Raw genomic sequence first — 18,664 nt, forward strand, 5'->3', positions numbered from 1 at the left:
AGGTATACAGTGGCACGCAAAACACCCATCGAACGCTATCGCAATATCGGCATCAGTGCACATATTGATGCGGGTAAGACTACGACTACTGAGCGCATCCTGTTCTATACGGGTGTGAGTCACAAGATCGGTGAGGTGCACGACGGTGCGGCCACGATGGACTGGATGGAGCAAGAGCAGGAGCGTGGTATCACCATCACCTCCGCTGCGACCACCTGTTTCTGGAAGGGGATGGATAACTCATTCCCTGAACACCGCTTCAACATCATCGATACGCCTGGACACGTGGACTTTACCATTGAGGTGGAGCGTTCCATGCGCGTGCTGGATGGTGCGTGCATGGTTTATTGTGCGGTGGGCGGTGTGCAGCCGCAATCCGAGACTGTTTGGCGCCAGGCTAACAAATACAAGGTGCCGCGTCTGGCTTTTGTGAACAAGATGGACCGTACCGGCGCGAACTTCTTCAAGGTGGTTACGCAAATGCAAACCCGCCTGAGGGCTAATCCTGTTCCGCTCGTAATCCCGATTGGCGCGGAAGAAGGTTTCACTGGTGTTGTGGATCTGATCAAGATGCGAGCCATCATCTGGGATGAAGCTTCTCAGGGCATGAAGTTCGAATACAAGGAAATTCCGGCTGAGTTGGTGGCGAGTGCCAATGAATGGCGTGCAAAGATGGTCGAGACAGCCGCCGAAGCGTCCGAAGAGTTGATGAATCAGTATCTCGAAAATGGCGATTTGACTGAAGAGCAGATCATTCTGGGTATTCGCACCCGTACCATCGCCTGCGAGATTCAGCCGATGTTGTGCGGTTCCGCATTCAAGAACAAGGGTGTGCAGCGCATGCTGGATGCAGTGATCATGTTCTTGCCGTCGCCGGTGGATATTCCGGATGTGACGGGTGAAACTGAGGCTGGCGAGCCGACATCCCGCAAGGCCGACGACAGTGAGAAGTTTTCTGCGCTGGCGTTCAAGCTGATGACCGACCCGTTTGTCGGTCAACTGACCTTCGTGCGCGTCTATTCCGGCGTGCTGCAGAAGGGCGACACGGTTTACAACCCGATTCGTGGCAAGAAAGAGCGTATCGGCCGTATCGTGCAGATGCATGCAAACGAGCGTAAAGAGGTTGATGAGATTCTGGCGGGCGATATTGCCGCCTGTATCGGGTTGAAAGATGTAACCACTGGCGAGTCGCTGTGCGATCCGGATAAGCCCATTATTCTTGAGCGCATGGTATTCCCGGAGCCGGTGATTCACGTTGCGGTGGAGCCGAAGACCAAGGTTGACCAAGAGAAGATGGGTATCGCGCTGGGCCGCCTGGCTGCGGAAGATCCTTCGTTCCGCGTGCGCACCGACGAAGAGTCCGGCCAGACCATCATGTCCGGTATGGGTGAGTTGCATCTGGAGATTCTGGTTGACCGCATGAAGCGCGAATTTGGCGTGGAAGCGAACGTGGGTGCCCCGCAAGTGGCTTACCGCGAGGCGATCCGTAAGGCTGTTGAGGTTGAAGGTAAGTACGCCAAGCAGACTGGTGGTCGCGGTCAATATGGTCACGTATGGATCAAGATGGAACCTAACGAGACGGGCAAGGGTTTTGAGTTCGTCGATGCGATCAAGGGTGGTACCGTTCCTCGCGAGTTCATTCCGGCAGTGGAAAAAGGTTTGCGTGAATCCTTGCCTAGTGGTGTGCTGGCTGGCTTCCCGGTGGTTGATGTGAAGGTCACTCTGTTCGATGGTTCCTATCACGATGTGGATTCCAACGAAAACGCTTTCAAGATGGCGGCTTCCATGGCGTTCAAGGACGGTATGCGCAAAGCAAGCCCGGTGCTGCTGGAGCCGATGATGTCGGTGGAAGTGGAAACGCCGGAAGATTATACCGGTACCGTGATGGGGGACTTGTCTTCCCGCCGCGGCATGGTGCAGGGTATGGATGATATGCCTGGTGGCGGCAAGACCGTCAAGGCGGAAGTGCCGCTGTCTGAGATGTTCGGATACTCGACGGCATTGCGCTCTGCAACTCAGGGTCGTGCGACTTACACCATGGAATTCAAGCACTACACCGAAGCACCCAAGAGCGTCGCTGAAGCAATAATGAGCAGCAAAAAATAATATTCGGAGAATCTAAATCATGGCAAAGAGCAAATTTGAACGTACGAAGCCGCACGTGAACGTAGGGACGATTGGTCACGTAGACCACGGCAAGACCACCCTGACAGCGGCGATCACCACTGTATTGTCGAAGAAGTTTGGCGGCGAAGCCAAGGCTTACGACCAGATCGATGCTGCGCCGGAAGAAAAGGCGCGTGGTATCACCATTAATACCGCCCACGTCGAATACGAGACAGCGACCCGCCACTACGCGCACGTTGACTGCCCTGGCCACGCCGACTACGTCAAGAACATGATCACCGGTGCTGCCCAGATGGACGGCGCCATCCTCGTGGTATCCGCAGCCGACGGCCCGATGCCGCAGACCCGCGAACACATCCTGCTGGCACGCCAAGTTGGCGTACCTTACATCATCGTCTTCCTGAACAAATGCGACATGGTGGATGATGCCGAACTGCTGGAACTGGTCGAAATGGAAGTGCGCGAACTGCTGTCCAAATACGACTTCCCTGGCGACGACATCCCCATCATCAAAGGCTCTGCACTGAAAGCCGTCGAAGGCGACACCGGCGAACTGGGCGAAGGCGCCATCATGAAACTGGCCGAAGCCCTGGACACCTACATCCCGACACCGGAGCGCGCCATCGACGGCGCCTTCCTGATGCCCGTGGAAGACGTATTCTCCATCTCCGGTCGTGGTACCGTGGTGACCGGTCGTATCGAGCGCGGCATCGTCAAGGTTGGCGACGAACTCGAGATCGTCGGCATCAAGCCCACCCTGAAGACCACCTGCACCGGCGTCGAAATGTTCCGCAAACTGCTCGACCAGGGTCAGGCGGGCGACAACGTCGGCGTACTGCTGCGCGGCACCAAGCGTGAAGAAGTCGAGCGCGGCCAAGTGCTGTCCAAGCCCGGCTCCATCACCCCGCACACCAAGTTCACTGCCGAGATCTACGTGCTAGGCAAGGACGAAGGTGGTCGTCATACCCCGTTCTTCCAGGGGTACCGTCCGCAGTTCTACTTCCGTACCACCGACGTGACCGGAGCGGTTGAATTGCCGGCAGGCACTGAAATGGTGATGCCTGGCGACAACGTCAGCATCACGGTGAACCTGATCAACCCGATCGCGATGGAAGAAGGTTTGCGCTTCGCGATCCGCGAGGGCGGTCGTACCGTCGGCGCAGGTGTGGTTGCCAAGATCATCGAGTAAGCATACAATGCGCGCCCTCGCGTGGCTGCGGCCACGCGTTTTCGTTCTTTAAACCAGCGGCAATGCCGCGTAGAAGCTAGAGATGATTATGCAAAGTCAAAAAATTCGCATCCGCCTGAAGGCGTTCGACTATCGTTTGATCGACCAGTCCGCGTTGCAAATCGTGGATACGGCGAAACGTACAGGCGCTGTGGTGAAGGGGCCGGTTCCCTTGCCAACCAAGATAGAGCGCATCGATGTGCTGCGTTCTCCGCACGTGAATAAGACTTCGCGCGACCAGTTTGAAATCCGCACTCACTTGCGCCTGATGGATATCATGGATCCAACCGATAAGACTGTGGATGCCCTGATGAAGCTGGACCTTCCGGCTGGCGTGGATGTAGAGATAAAGTTGCAGTAATCGCAGTTTGGTAATTTTGCAGTACGAATCGGCTGACCAATTGAAGTCAGCCCCTTAATAAAAGGAAATAAAATGAGTTTAGGACTTGTCGGTCGCAAGATTGGCATGACCCGCATCTTTACCGACGACGGTACATCGTTGCCGGTGACGGTGCTGGACGTGTCCAACAATCGTGTCACCCAAATCAAGACTGCTGCCACGGATGGTTACAGTGCAGTGCAGGTCGCGTACGGTACGCGTCGTGCCAGTCGCGTGACCAAGGCAGCGGCTGGGCACTTTGCCAAAGCCGGCGTGGAAGCTGGTAGCGTGCTGAAAGAATTCACCGCTACGCCGGAACAACTGTCCAGCCTGACGCTGGGTGGAAAAGTTGGCGTGGATATGTTTCAGGTTGGCCAGAAAGTTGACGTAACGGGCGTGACGATCGGTAAAGGCTATGCCGGTACCATCAAGCGTTACCACTTCAAGTCCGGTCGCGCCACACACGGTAATTCCAAGTCGCATAACGTGCCAGGCTCTATCGGTATGGCGCAGGATCCGGGGCGCGTGTTCCCGGGCAAGCGCATGACCGGTCATCTGGGGGATGTGCAGCGTACCGTGCAAAATCTCAAAATCGTTCGTATCGATGCAGATCGCCAGTTGCTTCTGGTGATGGGCGCCGTCCCGGGTGCTCCCGGTGGCGACGTGATCGTGCGTCCGGCAGTGAAAGCGGGGGCATAATGGAACTGAAAGTCATCAACGAAAACGGCAAGGCAGGCGCGAGCATCAACGCATCTGACGACCTGTTCGGTCGTGAATACAACGAGACGCTTGTGCATCAGCTGGTAACGGCTTATCAAGCCAATGCCCGCTCTGCCAACAGCAAGCAAAAAGGTCGTAGCGAAATCGCCAAGTCCACGCGCAAGCCGTTCGCCCAGAAGGGTACCGGACGTGCGCGTGCAGGTATGGCTTCCAGCCCTTTGTGGCGCGGAGGCGGCAAGATTTTCCCGAACAGCCCGGATCAAAATTACACGCAAAAGATCAACCGCAAGATGTATCGCGCGGGTCTGGCTTCCATCTATTCGCAACTTGTGCGCGATGGTCGTTTGAGCGTGGTCGATGCGCTGTCGGTCGATGCTCCCAAGACAAAATTGCTGGCGCAGAAGATCAAAGCCATGGGTCTGGATCGCGTGCTCATCATTACTGATAGCATGGATGAAAATCTGTATTTGTCGTCGCGCAATCTGCCGAATGTGCTGGTGGTCGAAGCGCATCAGGCTGATCCGGTCAGTCTGGTGCGTTTCCCGCAAGTAGTGGTGACACGCGGCGCTCTTGCAAAAATCGAGGAGTTGCTGGCATGAGCACACAAAAATTCAATGATGAGCGCTTGCTGAACATATTGCTGGCTCCGCAGATTTCCGAAAAAGCGACATTCGTGGCGGAAAAGAACGAGCAGGTGATCTTCCGTGTGGCATCCGATGCGACCAAGCCGGAAGTCAAGGCGGCGGTCGAAAAGTTGTTCAACGTTACAGTTGACAGCGTTCAGATCAGCAACGTCAAGGGAAAGCAAAAGCGTTTTGGCCGCTATATGGGCAGCCGCAAGGACTGGAAGAAGGCTTATGTGTGTCTGGCTCCAGGTCAGGAAATCAACTTTGCTGCAAGCGAGCAGGGGTAAAACATGGCACTGATCAAACTCAAACCAACATCACCGGGGACTCGTGCAGTTGTGCGCGTGGTCACTCCGGAGTTGCACAAGGGTAAGCCTGAAGCGTCGTTGCTGGAGAAAAAGAACAGAACGGCGGGGCGCAACCATAACGGTCATATCACTACGCGTCACATGGGTGGCGGGCACAAGAAACATTATCGCCTGGTGGACTTCAAGCGCGACAAGGATGGCATTCCAGCCAAGGTCGAGCGTCTGGAATACGACCCGAACCGTTCTGCTCATCTGGCATTGCTGGTATATGCGGATGGTGAGCGTCGCTACATCATTGCTCCCAAGGGTATTTTTGCCGGTGCGCAGCTGATGAGCGGCTCGGAAGCGCCAATCAAGGCGGGCAATGCATTGCCGTTGCGCAACATTCCGGTCGGTTCCACTATTCACGCGATCGAGATGCTGCCCGGCAAGGGTGCGCAACTGGCGCGTTCGGCAGGCGCTTCGGTACAGTTGCTGGCACGTGAAGGCAGTTACGCTCAATTGCGTCTGCGTTCGGGCGAGATCCGCAAGGTACATATCGATTGCCGTGCAACCATTGGTGAAGTGGGCAACGGTGAGCATTCTCTGCGTTCCATCGGCAAGGCCGGTGCAAATCGCTGGCGTGGTATCCGCCCGACGGTGCGCGGTGTGGTGATGAACCCGGTCGACCACCCTCACGGTGGTGGCGAGGGCAAGACAGCGGCAGGCCGTCATCCGGTCAGTCCATGGGGTGTGCCGGCCAAGGGCTTCCGTACGCGTCGCAACAAGCGGACTAGCGGCATGATCGTGCGCCGTCGCTTTCAGGTTTAAGGGGTAATAGATATGGCACGTTCAATTAAAAAAGGTCCATTCGTCGATCTGCATCTGTTGAAGAAGGTGGAAGCAGTTCGCGCAACCAATGACAAGCGCCCGGTGAAAACCTGGTCGCGTCGCTCCACTGTGCTCCCTGAATTTGTCGGTTTGACGATCGCGGTGCATAACGGAAAGCAGCATGTTCCGGTGTACGTTTCCGAGAACATGGTTGGACATAAGCTTGGCGAATTTTCGTTGACCCGCACCTTCAAAGGTCACGCTGCTGATAAAAAAGCAGTCGCCAAGAAATAAGGAGACATGATGAGTACAACAGCAGTCATCCGTGGAGTTCGCCTGTCGGCACAAAAGGCCCGCTTGGTCGCTGACCAGATTCGCGGATTGCCGGTCGCACAAGCGCTTAACATCCTGGCGTTCAGCCCCAAAAAAGGCGGTGGCATCATCAAGAAGGCACTGGATTCCGCGATTGCCAACGCCGAGCATAACGACGGCGCTGATATCGACGAATTGAAGGTCGCCACCATCTACGTGGACAAAGGCACTTCTTTGAAGCGCATGATTCCGCGTGCGAAGGGCCGTGGCAACAGCATCGAGAAACAAACCTGCCACATTACGATCACCGTCGGGAGCTAAAGCATGGGCCAGAAAATTCATCCAATTGGATTCCGCCTGAGTGTCCAGAAAAACTGGACTTCGAAGTGGTATTCAAACAGCAAGCACTTTTCCGAGTTGCTGCTTAAAGATATCGAAGTTCGCGACTACCTGAAGAAGAAGCTGGCTGGTGCTGGCGTTTCCAAGATCGTTATCGAGCGTCCTGCCAAGAATGCCAAGATCACCATTTACACAGCGCGTCCTGGCGTGGTCATCGGCAAGAAGGGCGAAGACATCGAATCCCTGCGCAATGAACTGAAGAAGCGCATGGGGTTGCCTGATGTTGGTTTGAACATCGAAGAAGTGCGCAAGCCTGAAGTAGACGCGCAACTGATCGCCGATTCGATCACCCAGCAACTCGAGAAGCGCATCATGTTCCGTCGCGCCATGAAGCGTGCAATGCAGAACGCAATGCGTCTTGGTGCACAAGGCATCAAGATCATGAGCTCGGGGCGTTTGAATGGAATCGAGATCGCGCGTACCGAGTGGTATCGCGAAGGTCGTGTGCCATTGCATACGCTGCGTGCTGATATTGACTACGGCACTTCCGAAGCGCTGACGACCTATGGTCTGATTGGTGTCAAGGTGTGGGTCTATAAGGGCGATCATGTGGCCGGACAACAGGAAGCTGCTGCTCCTGTCGTTGCCGAGCCGGAAAAGAAAGTAAGAAAGTCGGGAGCTAAGCATGCTACAGCCAGCTAGAAGAAAGTACCGCAAGGAGCAGAAGGGCCGCAACACCGGCGTCGCTACGCGTGGCAACAAGGTCAGTTTCGGCGAATTCGGCCTCAAGGCCGTAGGTCGTGGTCGTCTGACTGCTCGCCAGATCGAGGCGGCACGTCGTGCCATGACGCGCCACATCAAGCGCGGTGGACGTATCTGGATCCGCATTTTCCCGGACAAACCAATTTCGAAGAAGCCGGCCGAGGTTCGTATGGGTAACGGCAAGGGCAGTCCGGAATACTATGTTGCCGAGATACAGCCTGGCAAGATGCTGTATGAGATGGATGGCGTGGATGAAGTATTGGCTCGCGAGGCGTTTCTGCTTGCTTCTGCAAAGCTGCCCATTGCCACGACATTCGTAGTTAGACAAGTAGGGGCGTGATCATGAAGGCAAGCGAACTGAAGACAAAATCGGTGGCTGATCTGCAGCAAGAGCTGTTGTCTCTGAATAAGGAGCAATTTGGCCTGCGCATGCAGGTGGCGACCCAGCAATTGAGCAACACCAGCCAATTGACCAAGGTGCGTCGCAACATCGCACGTGTGAAAACGGTATTGACCGAGAAGGGTGTGCAGCAATGAGTGCAACGAATCTGAAACGTGCTTTGACTGGGACCGTGGTCAGCAACAAGATGGATAAGACGGTTACCGTATTGGTTGAACGCAAAGTCAAGCATCCGGTGCTGGGCAAGGTGGTGCGCGTATCCAAGAAATATCACGCACATGACGAGAACAATGAGTTCAATCAAGGTGATGTGGTAACAATCGAAGAGATGCGTCCGCTGTCCAAGACCAAGTCATGGCGTGTGTCCAAGTTGTTGGAAAAAGCTGGCGAGATTTAATTATTAATTATGGCTTGCGCATTTATGCAAGTTTGAATAGAATGCGCGGCTTCGTTTCACCGTCGCTTGCGACGGCCTAACCCAAACGGGTTCCAAAACTAGCCGCCGCAGGCGGACAAAGTTGGAGATTGAAAAATGATACAAATGCAGTCTGTTTTGAATGTTGCCGACAATACTGGCGCACGTTCGGTCATGTGCATCAAGGTGTTGGGTGGTTCCAAGCGTCGCTATGCGAGCGTTGGTGATGTCATCAAGGTCAGTATCCGTGATGCGGCTCCTCGTTCCCGCGTCAAGAAGGGCGAGGTTTATAGCGCCGTGGTGGTTCGTACCGCCAAGGGTGTTCGCCGTTCCGATGGATCTTTGATCAAGTTCGATGGCAATGCGGCTGTGTTGCTGAATAACAAGCTGGAGCCGATCGGTACCCGTATATTTGGACCGGTGACTCGTGAATTGCGCAATGAGCGCTTCATGAAGATCGTCTCTCTGGCACCTGAAGTGCTGTAAGCGACAGTCAAGGATAAATCATGAACAAGATTAAAAAGAATGACGATGTGATCGTTATTGCTGGTAAAGACAAAGGTAATCGCGGTAGCGTGCTGAACGTGCTGGGCAATGATCGTGTGCTGGTAAGCGGGGTTAACAAGGTCAAGAAGCACCAGAAGCCGAACCCGATGAAGGGTACGACAGGCGGCATCGTAGAGATCGAGAAGCCTATTCATGTTTCAAACATCGCCATCTACAACTCGGCCACCAAGAAGGCGGATCGTGTGGGTGTCAAGCAGCTGGAGGACGGTCGCAAAGTGCGCGTGTTCAAATCCAGCGGCGAAGTGATTGCGTAAGGGGTAAGAGCATGGCTCGTTTATACGACTACTACAAAAAGAATGTGACTGAACAGCTGATGAAGCAGTTCGGCTACAAATCCGTCATGGAAGTGCCGCGCATCGAGAAGATCACTCTGAACATGGGTGTGGGCGAAGCGGTTGCCGACAAGAAGGTTATGGATCATGCCGTCGGCGATATGCAAAAGATCGCCGGCCAGAAGCCGGTTGTGACCAAGTCCAAGAAGTCCATCGCCGGTTTCAAGATCCGCGAGAACTATCCGGTCGGTTGCAAAGTGACTCTGCGCCGCGAGCGCATGTATGAATTCCTGGATCGCTTGGTGACTGTTGCGATCCCGCGTATCCGCGACTTCCGCGGTATCTCTGGAAAGTCCTTCGACGGCCGTGGTAACTACAACATGGGCGTCAAAGAGCAGATTATTTTCCCCGAGATCGAGTACGACAAGATCGACGCGTTGCGTGGCATGAACATCACAATCACGACCACTGCAAAGACCGATGAAGAAGCCAAGGCGCTTCTGTTGGCATTCAAATTCCCATTGAAGAACTGAGGGCGATATGGCTAAGACCGCTGTGATAAACCGCGAACAGAAGCGCCGCGAAACAGTGAAGAAATTCGCTGCCAAGCGTGCCGCTTTGTTGGCGATTGTGACAAATATGTCGTTAAGCGATGAAGAGCGCTTTGCGGCACGTCAGAAACTGCAAGCATTGCCGCGCGATTCCAGCCCGGTGCGTTTGCGTAACCGCTGTTCGTTGACCGGTCGTCCACGTGGCGTGTTCAGCAAGTTCGGTTTGGGGCGTACTAAATTGCGTGAATACGCAATGCGCGGCGAAATCCCCGGTGTAGTCAAGGCAAGCTGGTAAGGGTGAATCTATGAGTATGAGTGATCCGATCTCCGACATGTTGACGCGTATTCGCAACGCGCAAATGGCGGAAAAACAAACGGTGGCAATGCCTTCTTCCAAGATCAAGGCGGCGATCGCCAAGGTGTTGCTGGATGAGGGTTATGTTGAGGGCTTCAAGGTCGTTGACCATGACGGCAAACCTACGCTGGAAATTGGCCTGAAATATTACGCTGATCGCCCTGTGATTGAAAAAATCCAGCGTGTTAGTCGTCCAGGTCTGCGTGTCTACAAAGGATGTGAAGATATCCCGCGCGTGATGAACAATCTGGGTATTGCGATCGTTTCCACCTCAAAAGGTCTGATGACGGATCGCAAAGCACGCGCTAACGGCATTGGCGGCGAAGTGCTGTGCATCGTCGCATAAGGGGGAGACATGTCTAGAGTCGCAAAAAATCCTATTGTTGTTCCATCCGGTGTCGAAGTGACATTGGCAACTGACAAAATTTCCGTGAAGGGCCCGTTGGGTACCTTGACGCAATTGTTGAAGGGTGATGTTGCAGTCGAGCGTAATGGCGATGCCTTGTTGTGCAAGGCCACCAATGACAGCGCCGAAGCGGATGCGATGTCCGGCACTTTGCGCGCATTGCTGTCCAATATGGTCGCAGGCGTTAGCAAGGGCTTCGAGCGCAAGCTGACGCTGGTTGGGGTGGGTTACCGTGCGCAAGCTGCTGGTGACGCGCTGAACCTGACGCTGGGTTTCTCGCATCCCGTGGTGCACAAGATGCCAAAAGGTGTGAAAGTTGCAACGCCAAGCCAGACCGAGATTGTTTTGACCGGTTCGGACAAGCAGCAAGTCGGTCAAGTCGCCGCCGAGATTCGCGCATACCGTGAGCCTGAGCCCTATAAGGGCAAGGGTGTGCGTTATGCCGACGAAGTGGTGATCCTGAAAGAAACCAAGAAGAAATAATCGAGGTTGATATGTTGAACAAGAATGAAGCGCGTCAGCGCAGAGCACGCAAAACCCGTGCAAGAATCGCTGAGCAAAAGACTGTCCGTCTGGCGATCCATCGCACCAACCTGCATATCTATGCGCAAGTTATCTCTGCTGATGGTGGCAAGGTGCTGGCAAGCGCATCTACGCTGGAAGCCGAAGTGCGCAAGAGCGTCGGTAACGGCGGCAATGCAGCTGCAGCAGCGGTAGTTGGCAAGCGTATCGCCGAAAAGGCCAAGAGCGCAGGTGTTACTGCCGTTGCATTCGACCGTTCTGGCAACAAGTACCATGGTCGCATCAAAGCGCTGGCAGATGCTGCGCGCGAACATGGCTTGCAGTTCTAATCTGGGGTGAATCATGGCACAAGCTAAACAAGGCAAGAATCAGCAGGTGGAAGACAAGGGCGACGGTCTCATCGAAAAGATGATCCACGTCAACCGCGTGACCAAGGTGGTGAAGGGTGGCCGTATCATGGGCTTCGCTGCACTGACTGTCGTTGGCGATGGCGATGGTCGCATCGGCATGGGCAAGGGCAAATCCAAGGAGGTGCCGGTGGCTGTGCAAAAGGCGATGGAAGAATCCCGTCGCAAGCTGGTTAAAGTGAACCTGAAAGAAGGCACTTTGCACCATGCCGTGATAGGTCGTCACGGCGCTGCCAAGGTCTATATGCAGCCGGCATCAGAAGGTACCGGCATTATCGCTGGCGGTGCGATGCGTGCAGTGTTTGAAGCGGCTGGTGTTCGCAACGTGCTGGCTAAATGCATCGGCTCCAGCAATCCATACAACGTGGTTCGTGCCACTTTGAACGGATTGAAGGCGTTGAACTCACCTGCCGAGATCGCAGCAAAGCGCGGCAAGAGCGTAGAAGAAATCACGGGGTAAGCCATGGCACAAGCTAAAACGGCGCAAGCCAAAAAATTGAAGGTGACGCTGGTAAAGAGCATCATCGGCACCAAAGAGTCTCACCGCGCCACGGTGCGTGGTTTGGGGCTGCGTCGCATGCACCATACCGTCGAAGTGGAAGATACTCCGGCAGTTCGCGGCATGATTAACAAAGTGTACTACCTGGTCAAGTGCGAGGCGTAAATGCAACTCAATCAAATTAAACCTGCTGAAGGTTCCAAGCATGCCAAGCGTCGCGTAGGTCGCGGCATCGGTTCCGGTCTGGGAAAGACTGCTGGTCGCGGACACAAAGGACAGAAATCGCGTTCGGGCGGCTTTCACAAAGTCGGTTTCGAAGGCGGTCAGATGCCACTGCAACGTCGTCTGCCAAAGCGTGGTTTTGTTTCCTTGACTCGTAACGATACTGCGCAAGTGCGCCTGTCAGACCTGGACAAGTTGCCAGTTGATACCATCGACCTGCTGGCTTTGAAACAAGCTGGCGTCGTGCCGGCCACTGCCTTGACTGCCAAGGTCGTGTTGGCTGGTGAGATCAAGCGCGCAGTCAAATTGCAAGGCTTGCTGTTGACCAAAGGTGCTCGTGCCGCAGTGGAAGCTGCTGGCGGCAGCATCGCGGAGTAAGGGTAGCCTGTGAACAAGGTTGTCAGCAAAGGTAAGTATGGTGATCTGGGACAGCGTCTCTGGTTTCTGCTGCTTGCGTTGATCGTATATCGTATCGGGGCGCATATACCGGTACCGGGAATCGATCCGAATGTTTTGGCGGATCTGTTCAAGCGGCAAACAGGCGGAATACTGGGCATGTTCAACATGTTCTCGGGAGGCGCACTGTCGCGCTTCACCATCTTTGCGCTGGGTATCATGCCGTATATTTCGGCATCCATCATCATGCAGCTGGCAGCGATTGCTGTGCCGCAGTTGGAGCAGCTGAAGAAGGAAGGCGAAGCCGGGCGTCGTAAGATTACGCAGTACACCCGTTACGGCACGCTGGTGTTGGCATTGTTCCAGGCATTCGGGATTTCTGTGGCATTGCAATCGCAGGCAGGTTTGGTATTGCATCCCGGTTCGATGTTCCAGATAACTACAGTCGTTACGCTGGTCACCGGCACAATGTTTTTGATGTGGCTGGGAGAGCAGATCACCGAGCGCGGTCTGGGTAACGGTATCTCGCTGATCATTTTTGCGGGCATCGCAGCTGGTTTGCCCAATGCATTGGGCAACACTCTGGAAATGGCGCGTACAGGTGCGTTCTCGATTCCGCTGGTACTCGCTCTCTTCATCGGCGCGATCCTGGTAACTGGACTGGTCGTATTCGTGGAACGCGGTCAGCGCAAGATCTTGGTGAACTACGCCAAGCGCCAGGTGGGTAACAAAGTGTATGGCGGACAGAGTTCCCATCTGCCGCTGAAGCTGAACATGGCCGGAGTCATTCCGCCGATCTTCGCTTCCAGTATCATTTTGTTCCCTGCGACATTGGCAGGATGGTTCGGATCCGGTCAGAGCATGACCTGGTTGAAGGATGTGAGCGAGAAGTTGTCGCCGGGGCAGCCGATCTATGTGCTGTTCTATGCCGCGGCAATCGTGTTCTTCTGCTTCTTCTATACGGCGCTGGTGTTCAGCCCGAAAGAAACGGCAGAAAACTTGAAGAAGAGCGGTGCCTTCCTGCCGGGTATCCGTCCAGGTGAGCAAACCGCGAAGTATGTTGAGAAGATCATGCTGCGCCTGACCTTGGTCGGAGCGGTTTACATCACCCTGGTATGTCTGTTGCCGGAGTTTTTGGTGGTGAAATGGAACGTGCCATTCTATTTCGGCGGTACTTCGTTGCTGATTTTGGTGGTGGTGACCATGGATTTTATGGCGCAGGTGCAGTCTTACATGATGACTCACCAGTATGAGAGTTTGTTGAAGAAGGCCAATTTTAAGGCCGGGTTGACGCGATAAATGGCGAAAGAAGACGTCATCCAGATGCAGGGTGAAGTTGAGGAGTCCCTGCCCAATGCGACATTTCGGGTGAAGTTGGAAAACGGTTTTGTCGTGCTGGGACACATATCAGGCAAGATGCGCATGCATTACATCCGCATACTGCCGGGAGACAAGGTGACGGTTGAGGTGTCGCCTTACGATTTGAGCAAAGCGCGCATCGTATTCCGCGCCAAGTAAGTTGAGAGAAGCAAGGAGAAGCAAATGAAAGTGCAAGCATCCGTGAAGAAAGTGTGCCGTAACTGCAAGATCGTGCGGCGCAATCGCGTGGTTCGTGTGATCTGCAGTAGCGATCCGCGTCACAAACAGCGCCAGGGTTGATTGAATCAGATCACCGCTGGATGGTACAATTTACGACTTTTGAATAAATAGGGTAGCTGCATGGCTCGTATTGCCGGTGTAAACATTCCAAATCATCAACATGCCGAGATCGCATTGACTGCAATCTATGGCATCGGGCGTACTCGCGCGCAGCAGATATGTGCTGCTGCCGGGATCGTCACTTCCACCAAAGTCAAGGACATCAGCGATTCCGACATGGAAAAGCTGCGCGACGAAGTCGCCAAGTTCACGGTGGAAGGCGACCTGCGCCGCGAGATATCAATGAACATCAAGCGTCTGATGGACCTGGGCTGCTATCGCGGCTTGCGCCATCGTCGCGGTTTGCCGTGCCGTGGTCAGCGTACCCGTACCAATGCACGCACCCGTAAAGGTCCGCGCAAGTCCATCGCCGGCGCGAAGAAGTAATCTAGTAGAGGATCGAAGACATGGCAAAGCCCAGCACGAGAGTGCGCAAGAAAGTTAAGAAGAACGTTGCCGAAGGTATCGCGCACGTTCACGCCTCCTTCAACAACACCATCGTGACCATCACGGACCGTCAAGGCAATACCTTGGCCTGGTCAACAAGTGGCGCGCAGGGTTTCAAGGGTTCGCGCAAGAGTACCCCGTTCGCAGCGCAGATCGCTGCTGAGACAGTGGGCAAGTCCGCTGTTGAATGCGGCGTCAAGAACCTGGAAGTGCGTATCAAGGGCCCGGGTCCTGGTCGCGAATCCGCAGTGCGTGCGTTGAACGCCGCAGGTTTCAAAATCACCAGCATTTCGGATATCACGCCGGTACCGCACAACGGTTGCCGTCCTCCGAAAAAGCGTCGTATCTAAGGAGCATAGATCTTGGCTAGAAATCTTGATGCAAAGTGCCGTCAGTGCCGCCGCGAAGGCGAGAAGCTGTTCCTCAAGGCAGAGAAGTGTTTTACCGACAAGTGCTCGGTAGAGCGTCGTGCTTACGCACCCGGCCAGCACGGTCAGAAAAAGAACCAGCGCCAGTCGGAATACGGCGGCCAGTTGCGTGAAAAGCAGAAGCTGCGTCGCATCTACGGCATGATGGAAGGCCAATTCCGTCTGACTTACAAGCGCGCAGAACAATCCCGCGGCATCACCGGTGAAAGCCTGTTGCAGATGCTGGAATCGCGTCTGGACAATGTTTCCTACCGCATGGGTTTCGGTGCATCGCGTTCGGAAGCTCGCCAGGTGGTGCGTCACAACTCCATCCTGGTCAACGGCAAGCGCGTCAACATCCCGTCCTACCAGGTACGTCCGGGTGATGTGGTTGAGGTTGCGGAAAAATCCAGGAACCAATTGCGTGTGAAAGCAGCCTTGCAGGCTGCAGAGCAGCGCGGTTTCCCGGAATGGCTCGAAGTAGACGCCAAGGCGTTCAAGGGAACCTTCAAGGCGGTTCCGCAGCGTTCCGAATTGCCTGCAACGATCAACGAGCATCTCGTGGTCGAGTTGTATTCCAAGTAATCCACGCGGAGTAGGATATGTCTAACAATAATCTGTTGAAACCTCGCATCATCGACGTTCAGCGTTCATCTGCCACTCAAGCGCGAGTGGTGATGGAGCCTTTCGAGCGCGGCTATGGACACACGCTGGGCAACGCCCTGCGTCGCGTTCTGCTGTCCTCCATGCCCGGCTACGCGGTGACTGAAGTCAAGATCGCGGGTGTGCTGCACGAATACTCATCCATCGACGGCGTGCAGGAAGACGTGGTCGAGATCCTGCTGAACCTGAAGGGGCTCGTGCTCAAGCTGCATAATTCGCGCGAAGCGACTCTGCATCTGCGCAAGTCCGGGGCGGGCGTGGTGACAGCTGCCGACATCGAAGTCGGTGCCGACACCGAAGTCATCAATCCTAACCATGTCATCGCCCACCTGGCTGCTGGCGGCAAGCTGGACATGGAGATCAAGGTCGAACAAGGCCGCGGTTACGTTTCCGCCATCTCGCGCATGCAGCCCGGTGCTACCCGCCCGGTCGGCCATATCGCACTGGACGCATCGTTCAGTCCGATCTCCCGAGTCAGCTATGCGGTGGAAAGCGCCCGTGTCGAACAGCGCACCGACCTCGACAAGCTGATCATGGACATCGAGACCAACAGCGCCATCGATCCCGAAGAAGCGATCCGTTATGCAGCACGCATCCTGATGGATCAGCTCTCCGTGTTCGCTGCCCTGGAAGGCACCCCGGCTCCGGTCGAGAAGCCACAGACTCCGAAGGTCGATCCGATGCTGTTGCGTCCGGTCGATGATTTGGAACTGACGCCGCGCTCTTCCAACTGCCTCAAGGCCCAGAGCATCCATTACATCGGCGATCTGATTCAGAACACCGAAGCAGACCTGTTGCGCACCCCGAACCTGGGCCGCAAGTCGCTCAACGAGATCAAGCAAGTGCTGGCCGAGCATGGCCTGTCGCTGGGCATGAAGTTGGAAAACTGGACCGCAATGTCCGAGAAATAAGCTTCTCCAGCCGTGAGGCTGGATAGCAAGAGAGGAAAATCATGCGTCACCGTTTAGGACTCAGAAAACTTAACCGCACCAGCAGCCACCGTCTGGCGATGTTGCGCAACATGACCGTTTCGCTGCTGCGTCACGAAGTCATCAAGACCACTCTGCCAAAGGCCAAGGAACTGCGCCGCGTCGCCGAACCTATCCTGACACTGGGCAAGAATCCAAGTCTGGCCAATCGCCGTTTGGCGTTTGCCCGTCTGCGCGACCGCGATATCGTCACCAAGCTGTTCGACGAGCTCGGACCGCGTTATGCAGCCCGCAACGGCGGCTACTCGCGCATCCTGAAATTCGGTTTCCGCAAGGGCGACAATGCCCCGATGGCGCTGGTTGAACTGCTGGATCGTCCGGCCGATGCGCAACCGGTAGAAGCAGGCGAATAAGTTTCAAACGACGCAAGCAAGAATAAACAAGGCCGGATAAGATCCGGCCTTGTTGTTTCAGGGTGACAGGCTAGGCGAACCAGCGCAGGAATGCAGCGGCGGAAATGGCTGTGCCGGCAAGCACAAGAGACGAAACCCAGGCAGTGTCTTTCCCGGCCTCCCTCCAGTGCGCGCTTTGCCAGAGGTATAGCGCCAGCAGCAATATCCCGAGCGTTGCGCAAACCATCTTGATGCCCAATGCGTAAGCGGCGATCCCGGAGATATCCGGGAGTCGATGGTAATAGTAATAAGTGACCATCCCGAAGGTTGCGCCACTAACAACCTGCGTCACCCAGCCTGTCAGTACCAGATATGCCAGCCTTCGTCGTATGGCGTCATCGCGCAACCGCGTCGCGATGATCGTTCCGCCCACTGTGGCAACCGCACCGAAGTTATGCACAACCTGAATGACAGAATAACTCAGGTTCTGTGCAGCACTCATTGTGCAGTCACATCGACACAGGATTCCACACCGATCGGTGCATGCGCCTTGGTGTTCTCGGTCATGCAGATATGGTGTTTACCGGCAGGCAGAGCGTCAAGCTGGGCAGTACCCTTCAGCAGGTGCAAGACATCAACCCGGTTGCCGTCGACATAAAGATGCAAGTGGTCGCCATCCGGGCCGAGTACGGCATCGTAGACAAAGGGAATCGGATTTTTGGAGCTGACTGTCGCGCCGTTGGCGGGAGAGCTGATGGTTACTTTTCCTTCGACTGCGTATGCCTGCACGGATACCAAAGCAAACAGAATGGTGGCTAATATCTTGATATTCATGATCGTTCTCCTTGTGGTGTTGTTGGAAGAATCGCGTCATTATCTAATAGTAACCAAGGATTAGTGTCAAGTAATATTTGGCAGCCGCTTTGTGGCCTGACCTGCAGTCAGACTGGCAAGAACAGCCCGTACAGACTTGAGTGTCTGGAAATCAGTAAGGTTTTTGCCCGACCCAATTGCCCGGCGGTTGATAGCGGCAAACCCAGACCTGTTCCAGAGTATCCTCGCATACAGCCGCGGCACAACCTACCGTCGTTGTCGTGCGCCAGACGACCTGCGTATAGTGGCCGCACATCTTGCCTGCCGCACAACTGTTGCTCTTGTAGTCATAATCCTCGCGCTCCTTGCCCCAGTCATCCACCACTTCCCGCGGAGTGACCCGTTGCAGCTCGCGCTTGCCATCCGACCATTGCACTGCGCTGGCCCAGTACAGATTCTCGCCGTACTTCGCATCCGGCTTGCTGTGCTGCATCTGGCAATGATTGTGCCGCTTCAGGTGGTCGGCCCACTCCTGTGATGCCGCGGCCAACTCAGGGGAATAGGAAAGCGGTGGTGTCTTGACGGTCTTGCGCCAGCGGTTGTGCGCGGCAACCATCTCCTGTGTATCAAAGTCGAGCGCCTGTGCCGCGAAAGCGGTGAGCAAACAGCAGCCGAAGAGGAAGCGCAGCATC

34 protein-coding genes are annotated in these 18,664 nt (G+C 55.1%); 31 read left to right on the plus strand and 3 right to left on the minus strand.

Annotated features, from left to right (window positions below):
• Positions 1 to 9: 9 nt before the first annotated feature.
• The 31 genes from fusA to rplQ all read left to right on the plus strand — a co-directional run bounded on the left by fusA (position 10) and on the right by rplQ (position 17,180).
• On the plus strand, positions 10 to 2,106 hold the full coding sequence (fusA, locus tag SLIT_RS03825) for an elongation factor G (RefSeq protein WP_013028902.1): 2,097 nt from the start codon (positions 10 to 12) through the stop codon (positions 2,104 to 2,106).
• 19 nt (positions 2,107 to 2,125) lie between these two features.
• The gene (tuf, locus tag SLIT_RS03830) at positions 2,126 to 3,316 is read left to right on the plus strand and encodes an elongation factor Tu (protein WP_013028891.1); all 1,191 of its coding nucleotides are present in this window, start codon (positions 2,126 to 2,128) and stop codon (positions 3,314 to 3,316) included.
• An 88-nt stretch (positions 3,317 to 3,404) separates the two neighbouring features.
• A complete protein-coding gene (rpsJ, locus tag SLIT_RS03835; protein WP_013028903.1) occupies positions 3,405 to 3,716 on the plus strand; it encodes a 30S ribosomal protein S10 in 312 nt (103 codons plus the stop codon).
• A gap of 72 nt (positions 3,717 to 3,788) precedes the next feature.
• Positions 3,789 to 4,433: a 50S ribosomal protein L3 gene (gene rplC / locus SLIT_RS03840; RefSeq protein WP_013028904.1), complete on the plus strand. Its 645-nt coding sequence runs from the start codon at positions 3,789 to 3,791 to the stop codon at positions 4,431 to 4,433.
• Positions 4,433 to 5,053 (plus strand): 50S ribosomal protein L4, encoded by a 621-nt coding sequence (rplD, locus tag SLIT_RS03845; RefSeq protein WP_013028905.1) that lies wholly within the window; start codon positions 4,433 to 4,435, stop codon positions 5,051 to 5,053. The genes rplC and rplD overlap by 1 nt, the downstream gene beginning before the upstream one ends.
• Positions 5,050 to 5,367 (plus strand): 50S ribosomal protein L23, encoded by a 318-nt coding sequence (gene rplW, locus SLIT_RS03850; protein WP_013028906.1) that lies wholly within the window; start codon positions 5,050 to 5,052, stop codon positions 5,365 to 5,367. The genes rplD and rplW overlap by 4 nt, the downstream gene beginning before the upstream one ends.
• A 3-nt stretch (positions 5,368 to 5,370) precedes the next feature.
• Positions 5,371 to 6,198, plus strand: a complete 828-nt coding sequence (rplB, locus tag SLIT_RS03855) for a 50S ribosomal protein L2 (protein ID WP_013028907.1) — start codon at positions 5,371 to 5,373, stop codon at positions 6,196 to 6,198.
• Between the two features lie 12 nt (positions 6,199 to 6,210).
• A complete protein-coding gene (gene rpsS / locus SLIT_RS03860; RefSeq protein WP_013028908.1) occupies positions 6,211 to 6,492 on the plus strand; it encodes a 30S ribosomal protein S19 in 282 nt (93 codons plus the stop codon).
• 9 nt (positions 6,493 to 6,501) lie between these two features.
• Positions 6,502 to 6,831 (plus strand): 50S ribosomal protein L22, encoded by a 330-nt coding sequence (gene rplV / locus SLIT_RS03865; protein ID WP_013028909.1) that lies wholly within the window; start codon positions 6,502 to 6,504, stop codon positions 6,829 to 6,831.
• Positions 6,832 to 6,834: 3 nt separating this feature from the next.
• On the plus strand, positions 6,835 to 7,551 hold the full coding sequence (gene rpsC, locus SLIT_RS03870; RefSeq protein WP_013028910.1) for a 30S ribosomal protein S3: 717 nt from the start codon (positions 6,835 to 6,837) through the stop codon (positions 7,549 to 7,551).
• Positions 7,535 to 7,951, plus strand: coding sequence for a 50S ribosomal protein L16 (gene rplP, locus SLIT_RS03875; RefSeq protein ID WP_013028911.1), 417 nt, complete (start codon positions 7,535 to 7,537; stop codon positions 7,949 to 7,951). Before rpsC ends, rplP begins: the two co-directional genes overlap by 17 nt.
• A 2-nt stretch (positions 7,952 to 7,953) precedes the next feature.
• Positions 7,954 to 8,148: a 50S ribosomal protein L29 gene (rpmC, locus tag SLIT_RS03880; protein ID WP_013028912.1), complete on the plus strand. Its 195-nt coding sequence runs from the start codon at positions 7,954 to 7,956 to the stop codon at positions 8,146 to 8,148.
• Positions 8,145 to 8,408, plus strand: coding sequence for a 30S ribosomal protein S17 (gene rpsQ, locus SLIT_RS03885; protein WP_013028913.1), 264 nt, complete (start codon positions 8,145 to 8,147; stop codon positions 8,406 to 8,408). Before rpmC ends, rpsQ begins: the two co-directional genes overlap by 4 nt.
• A 135-nt stretch (positions 8,409 to 8,543) precedes the next feature.
• Positions 8,544 to 8,912 carry a 50S ribosomal protein L14 gene (rplN, locus tag SLIT_RS03890; protein WP_013028914.1) on the plus strand — a complete coding sequence of 123 codons (369 nt, stop codon included), beginning with the start codon at positions 8,544 to 8,546 and terminating at the stop codon, positions 8,910 to 8,912.
• Positions 8,913 to 8,932: 20 nt separating this feature from the next.
• On the plus strand, positions 8,933 to 9,247 hold the full coding sequence (rplX, locus tag SLIT_RS03895; protein ID WP_013028915.1) for a 50S ribosomal protein L24: 315 nt from the start codon (positions 8,933 to 8,935) through the stop codon (positions 9,245 to 9,247).
• Between the two features lie 11 nt (positions 9,248 to 9,258).
• Positions 9,259 to 9,798, plus strand: a complete 540-nt coding sequence (rplE, locus tag SLIT_RS03900; RefSeq protein ID WP_013028916.1) for a 50S ribosomal protein L5 — start codon at positions 9,259 to 9,261, stop codon at positions 9,796 to 9,798.
• A 7-nt stretch (positions 9,799 to 9,805) separates the two neighbouring features.
• Positions 9,806 to 10,111 carry a 30S ribosomal protein S14 gene (gene rpsN / locus SLIT_RS03905; protein ID WP_013028917.1) on the plus strand — a complete coding sequence of 102 codons (306 nt, stop codon included), beginning with the start codon at positions 9,806 to 9,808 and terminating at the stop codon, positions 10,109 to 10,111.
• A gap of 10 nt (positions 10,112 to 10,121) precedes the next feature.
• The gene (gene rpsH / locus SLIT_RS03910) at positions 10,122 to 10,517 is read left to right on the plus strand and encodes a 30S ribosomal protein S8 (protein ID WP_013028918.1); all 396 of its coding nucleotides are present in this window, start codon (positions 10,122 to 10,124) and stop codon (positions 10,515 to 10,517) included.
• Positions 10,518 to 10,526: 9 nt separating this feature from the next.
• A complete protein-coding gene (gene rplF / locus SLIT_RS03915) occupies positions 10,527 to 11,060 on the plus strand; it encodes a 50S ribosomal protein L6 (RefSeq protein ID WP_013028919.1) in 534 nt (177 codons plus the stop codon).
• A gap of 11 nt (positions 11,061 to 11,071) precedes the next feature.
• A complete protein-coding gene (gene rplR, locus SLIT_RS03920) occupies positions 11,072 to 11,428 on the plus strand; it encodes a 50S ribosomal protein L18 (protein WP_013028920.1) in 357 nt (118 codons plus the stop codon).
• Positions 11,429 to 11,441: 13 nt separating this feature from the next.
• Complete coding sequence (gene rpsE, locus SLIT_RS03925) at positions 11,442 to 11,966, plus strand: 30S ribosomal protein S5 (RefSeq protein WP_013028921.1); 525 nt, start codon at positions 11,442 to 11,444, stop codon at positions 11,964 to 11,966.
• A gap of 3 nt (positions 11,967 to 11,969) precedes the next feature.
• A complete protein-coding gene (gene rpmD, locus SLIT_RS03930) occupies positions 11,970 to 12,170 on the plus strand; it encodes a 50S ribosomal protein L30 (RefSeq protein ID WP_013028922.1) in 201 nt (66 codons plus the stop codon).
• Complete coding sequence (gene rplO, locus SLIT_RS03935) at positions 12,171 to 12,605, plus strand: 50S ribosomal protein L15 (protein WP_013028923.1); 435 nt, start codon at positions 12,171 to 12,173, stop codon at positions 12,603 to 12,605.
• A gap of 9 nt (positions 12,606 to 12,614) precedes the next feature.
• Complete coding sequence (gene secY, locus SLIT_RS03940) at positions 12,615 to 13,922, plus strand: preprotein translocase subunit SecY (RefSeq protein WP_013028924.1); 1,308 nt, start codon at positions 12,615 to 12,617, stop codon at positions 13,920 to 13,922.
• Positions 13,923 to 14,141 (plus strand): translation initiation factor IF-1, encoded by a 219-nt coding sequence (gene infA, locus SLIT_RS03945; RefSeq protein ID WP_013028925.1) that lies wholly within the window; start codon positions 13,923 to 13,925, stop codon positions 14,139 to 14,141.
• A gap of 24 nt (positions 14,142 to 14,165) precedes the next feature.
• Positions 14,166 to 14,282, plus strand: a complete 117-nt coding sequence (rpmJ, locus tag SLIT_RS03950) for a 50S ribosomal protein L36 (protein WP_013028926.1) — start codon at positions 14,166 to 14,168, stop codon at positions 14,280 to 14,282.
• Positions 14,283 to 14,342: 60 nt separating this feature from the next.
• Complete coding sequence (rpsM, locus tag SLIT_RS03955) at positions 14,343 to 14,708, plus strand: 30S ribosomal protein S13 (protein ID WP_013028927.1); 366 nt, start codon at positions 14,343 to 14,345, stop codon at positions 14,706 to 14,708.
• A 20-nt stretch (positions 14,709 to 14,728) separates the two neighbouring features.
• A complete protein-coding gene (rpsK, locus tag SLIT_RS03960; protein WP_013028928.1) occupies positions 14,729 to 15,118 on the plus strand; it encodes a 30S ribosomal protein S11 in 390 nt (129 codons plus the stop codon).
• A 12-nt stretch (positions 15,119 to 15,130) separates the two neighbouring features.
• Entirely contained in the window at positions 15,131 to 15,760 is a 630-nt protein-coding gene (gene rpsD / locus SLIT_RS03965; protein ID WP_013028929.1) for a 30S ribosomal protein S4, read from the plus strand.
• Between the two features lie 17 nt (positions 15,761 to 15,777).
• Positions 15,778 to 16,749, plus strand: coding sequence for a DNA-directed RNA polymerase subunit alpha (locus tag SLIT_RS03970; RefSeq protein WP_013028930.1), 972 nt, complete (start codon positions 15,778 to 15,780; stop codon positions 16,747 to 16,749).
• A 41-nt stretch (positions 16,750 to 16,790) separates the two neighbouring features.
• Positions 16,791 to 17,180, plus strand: coding sequence for a 50S ribosomal protein L17 (gene rplQ, locus SLIT_RS03975; protein WP_013028931.1), 390 nt, complete (start codon positions 16,791 to 16,793; stop codon positions 17,178 to 17,180).
• 70 nt (positions 17,181 to 17,250) lie between these two features.
• Here rplQ and SLIT_RS03980 read toward each other — a convergent pair whose 3' ends face one another.
• The 3 genes from SLIT_RS03980 to SLIT_RS03990 form a co-directional block, all read right to left on the minus strand.
• A complete protein-coding gene (locus SLIT_RS03980; RefSeq protein ID WP_013028932.1) occupies positions 17,251 to 17,661 on the minus strand; it encodes a hypothetical protein in 411 nt (136 codons plus the stop codon).
• Positions 17,658 to 17,993, minus strand: a complete 336-nt coding sequence (locus SLIT_RS03985) for a hypothetical protein (protein WP_013028933.1) — start codon at positions 17,991 to 17,993, stop codon at positions 17,658 to 17,660. Before SLIT_RS03985 ends, SLIT_RS03980 begins: the two co-directional genes overlap by 4 nt.
• Before the next feature lie 151 nt (positions 17,994 to 18,144).
• Positions 18,145 to 18,663, minus strand: a complete 519-nt coding sequence (locus SLIT_RS03990) for a CAP domain-containing protein (protein ID WP_013028934.1) — start codon at positions 18,661 to 18,663, stop codon at positions 18,145 to 18,147.
• Position 18,664: the final 1 nt, after the last annotated feature.

The organism is Sideroxydans lithotrophicus ES-1, from assembly GCF_000025705.1.
Classification (GTDB): Bacteria; Pseudomonadota; Gammaproteobacteria; order Burkholderiales; family Gallionellaceae; genus Sideroxyarcus; species Sideroxyarcus lithotrophicus.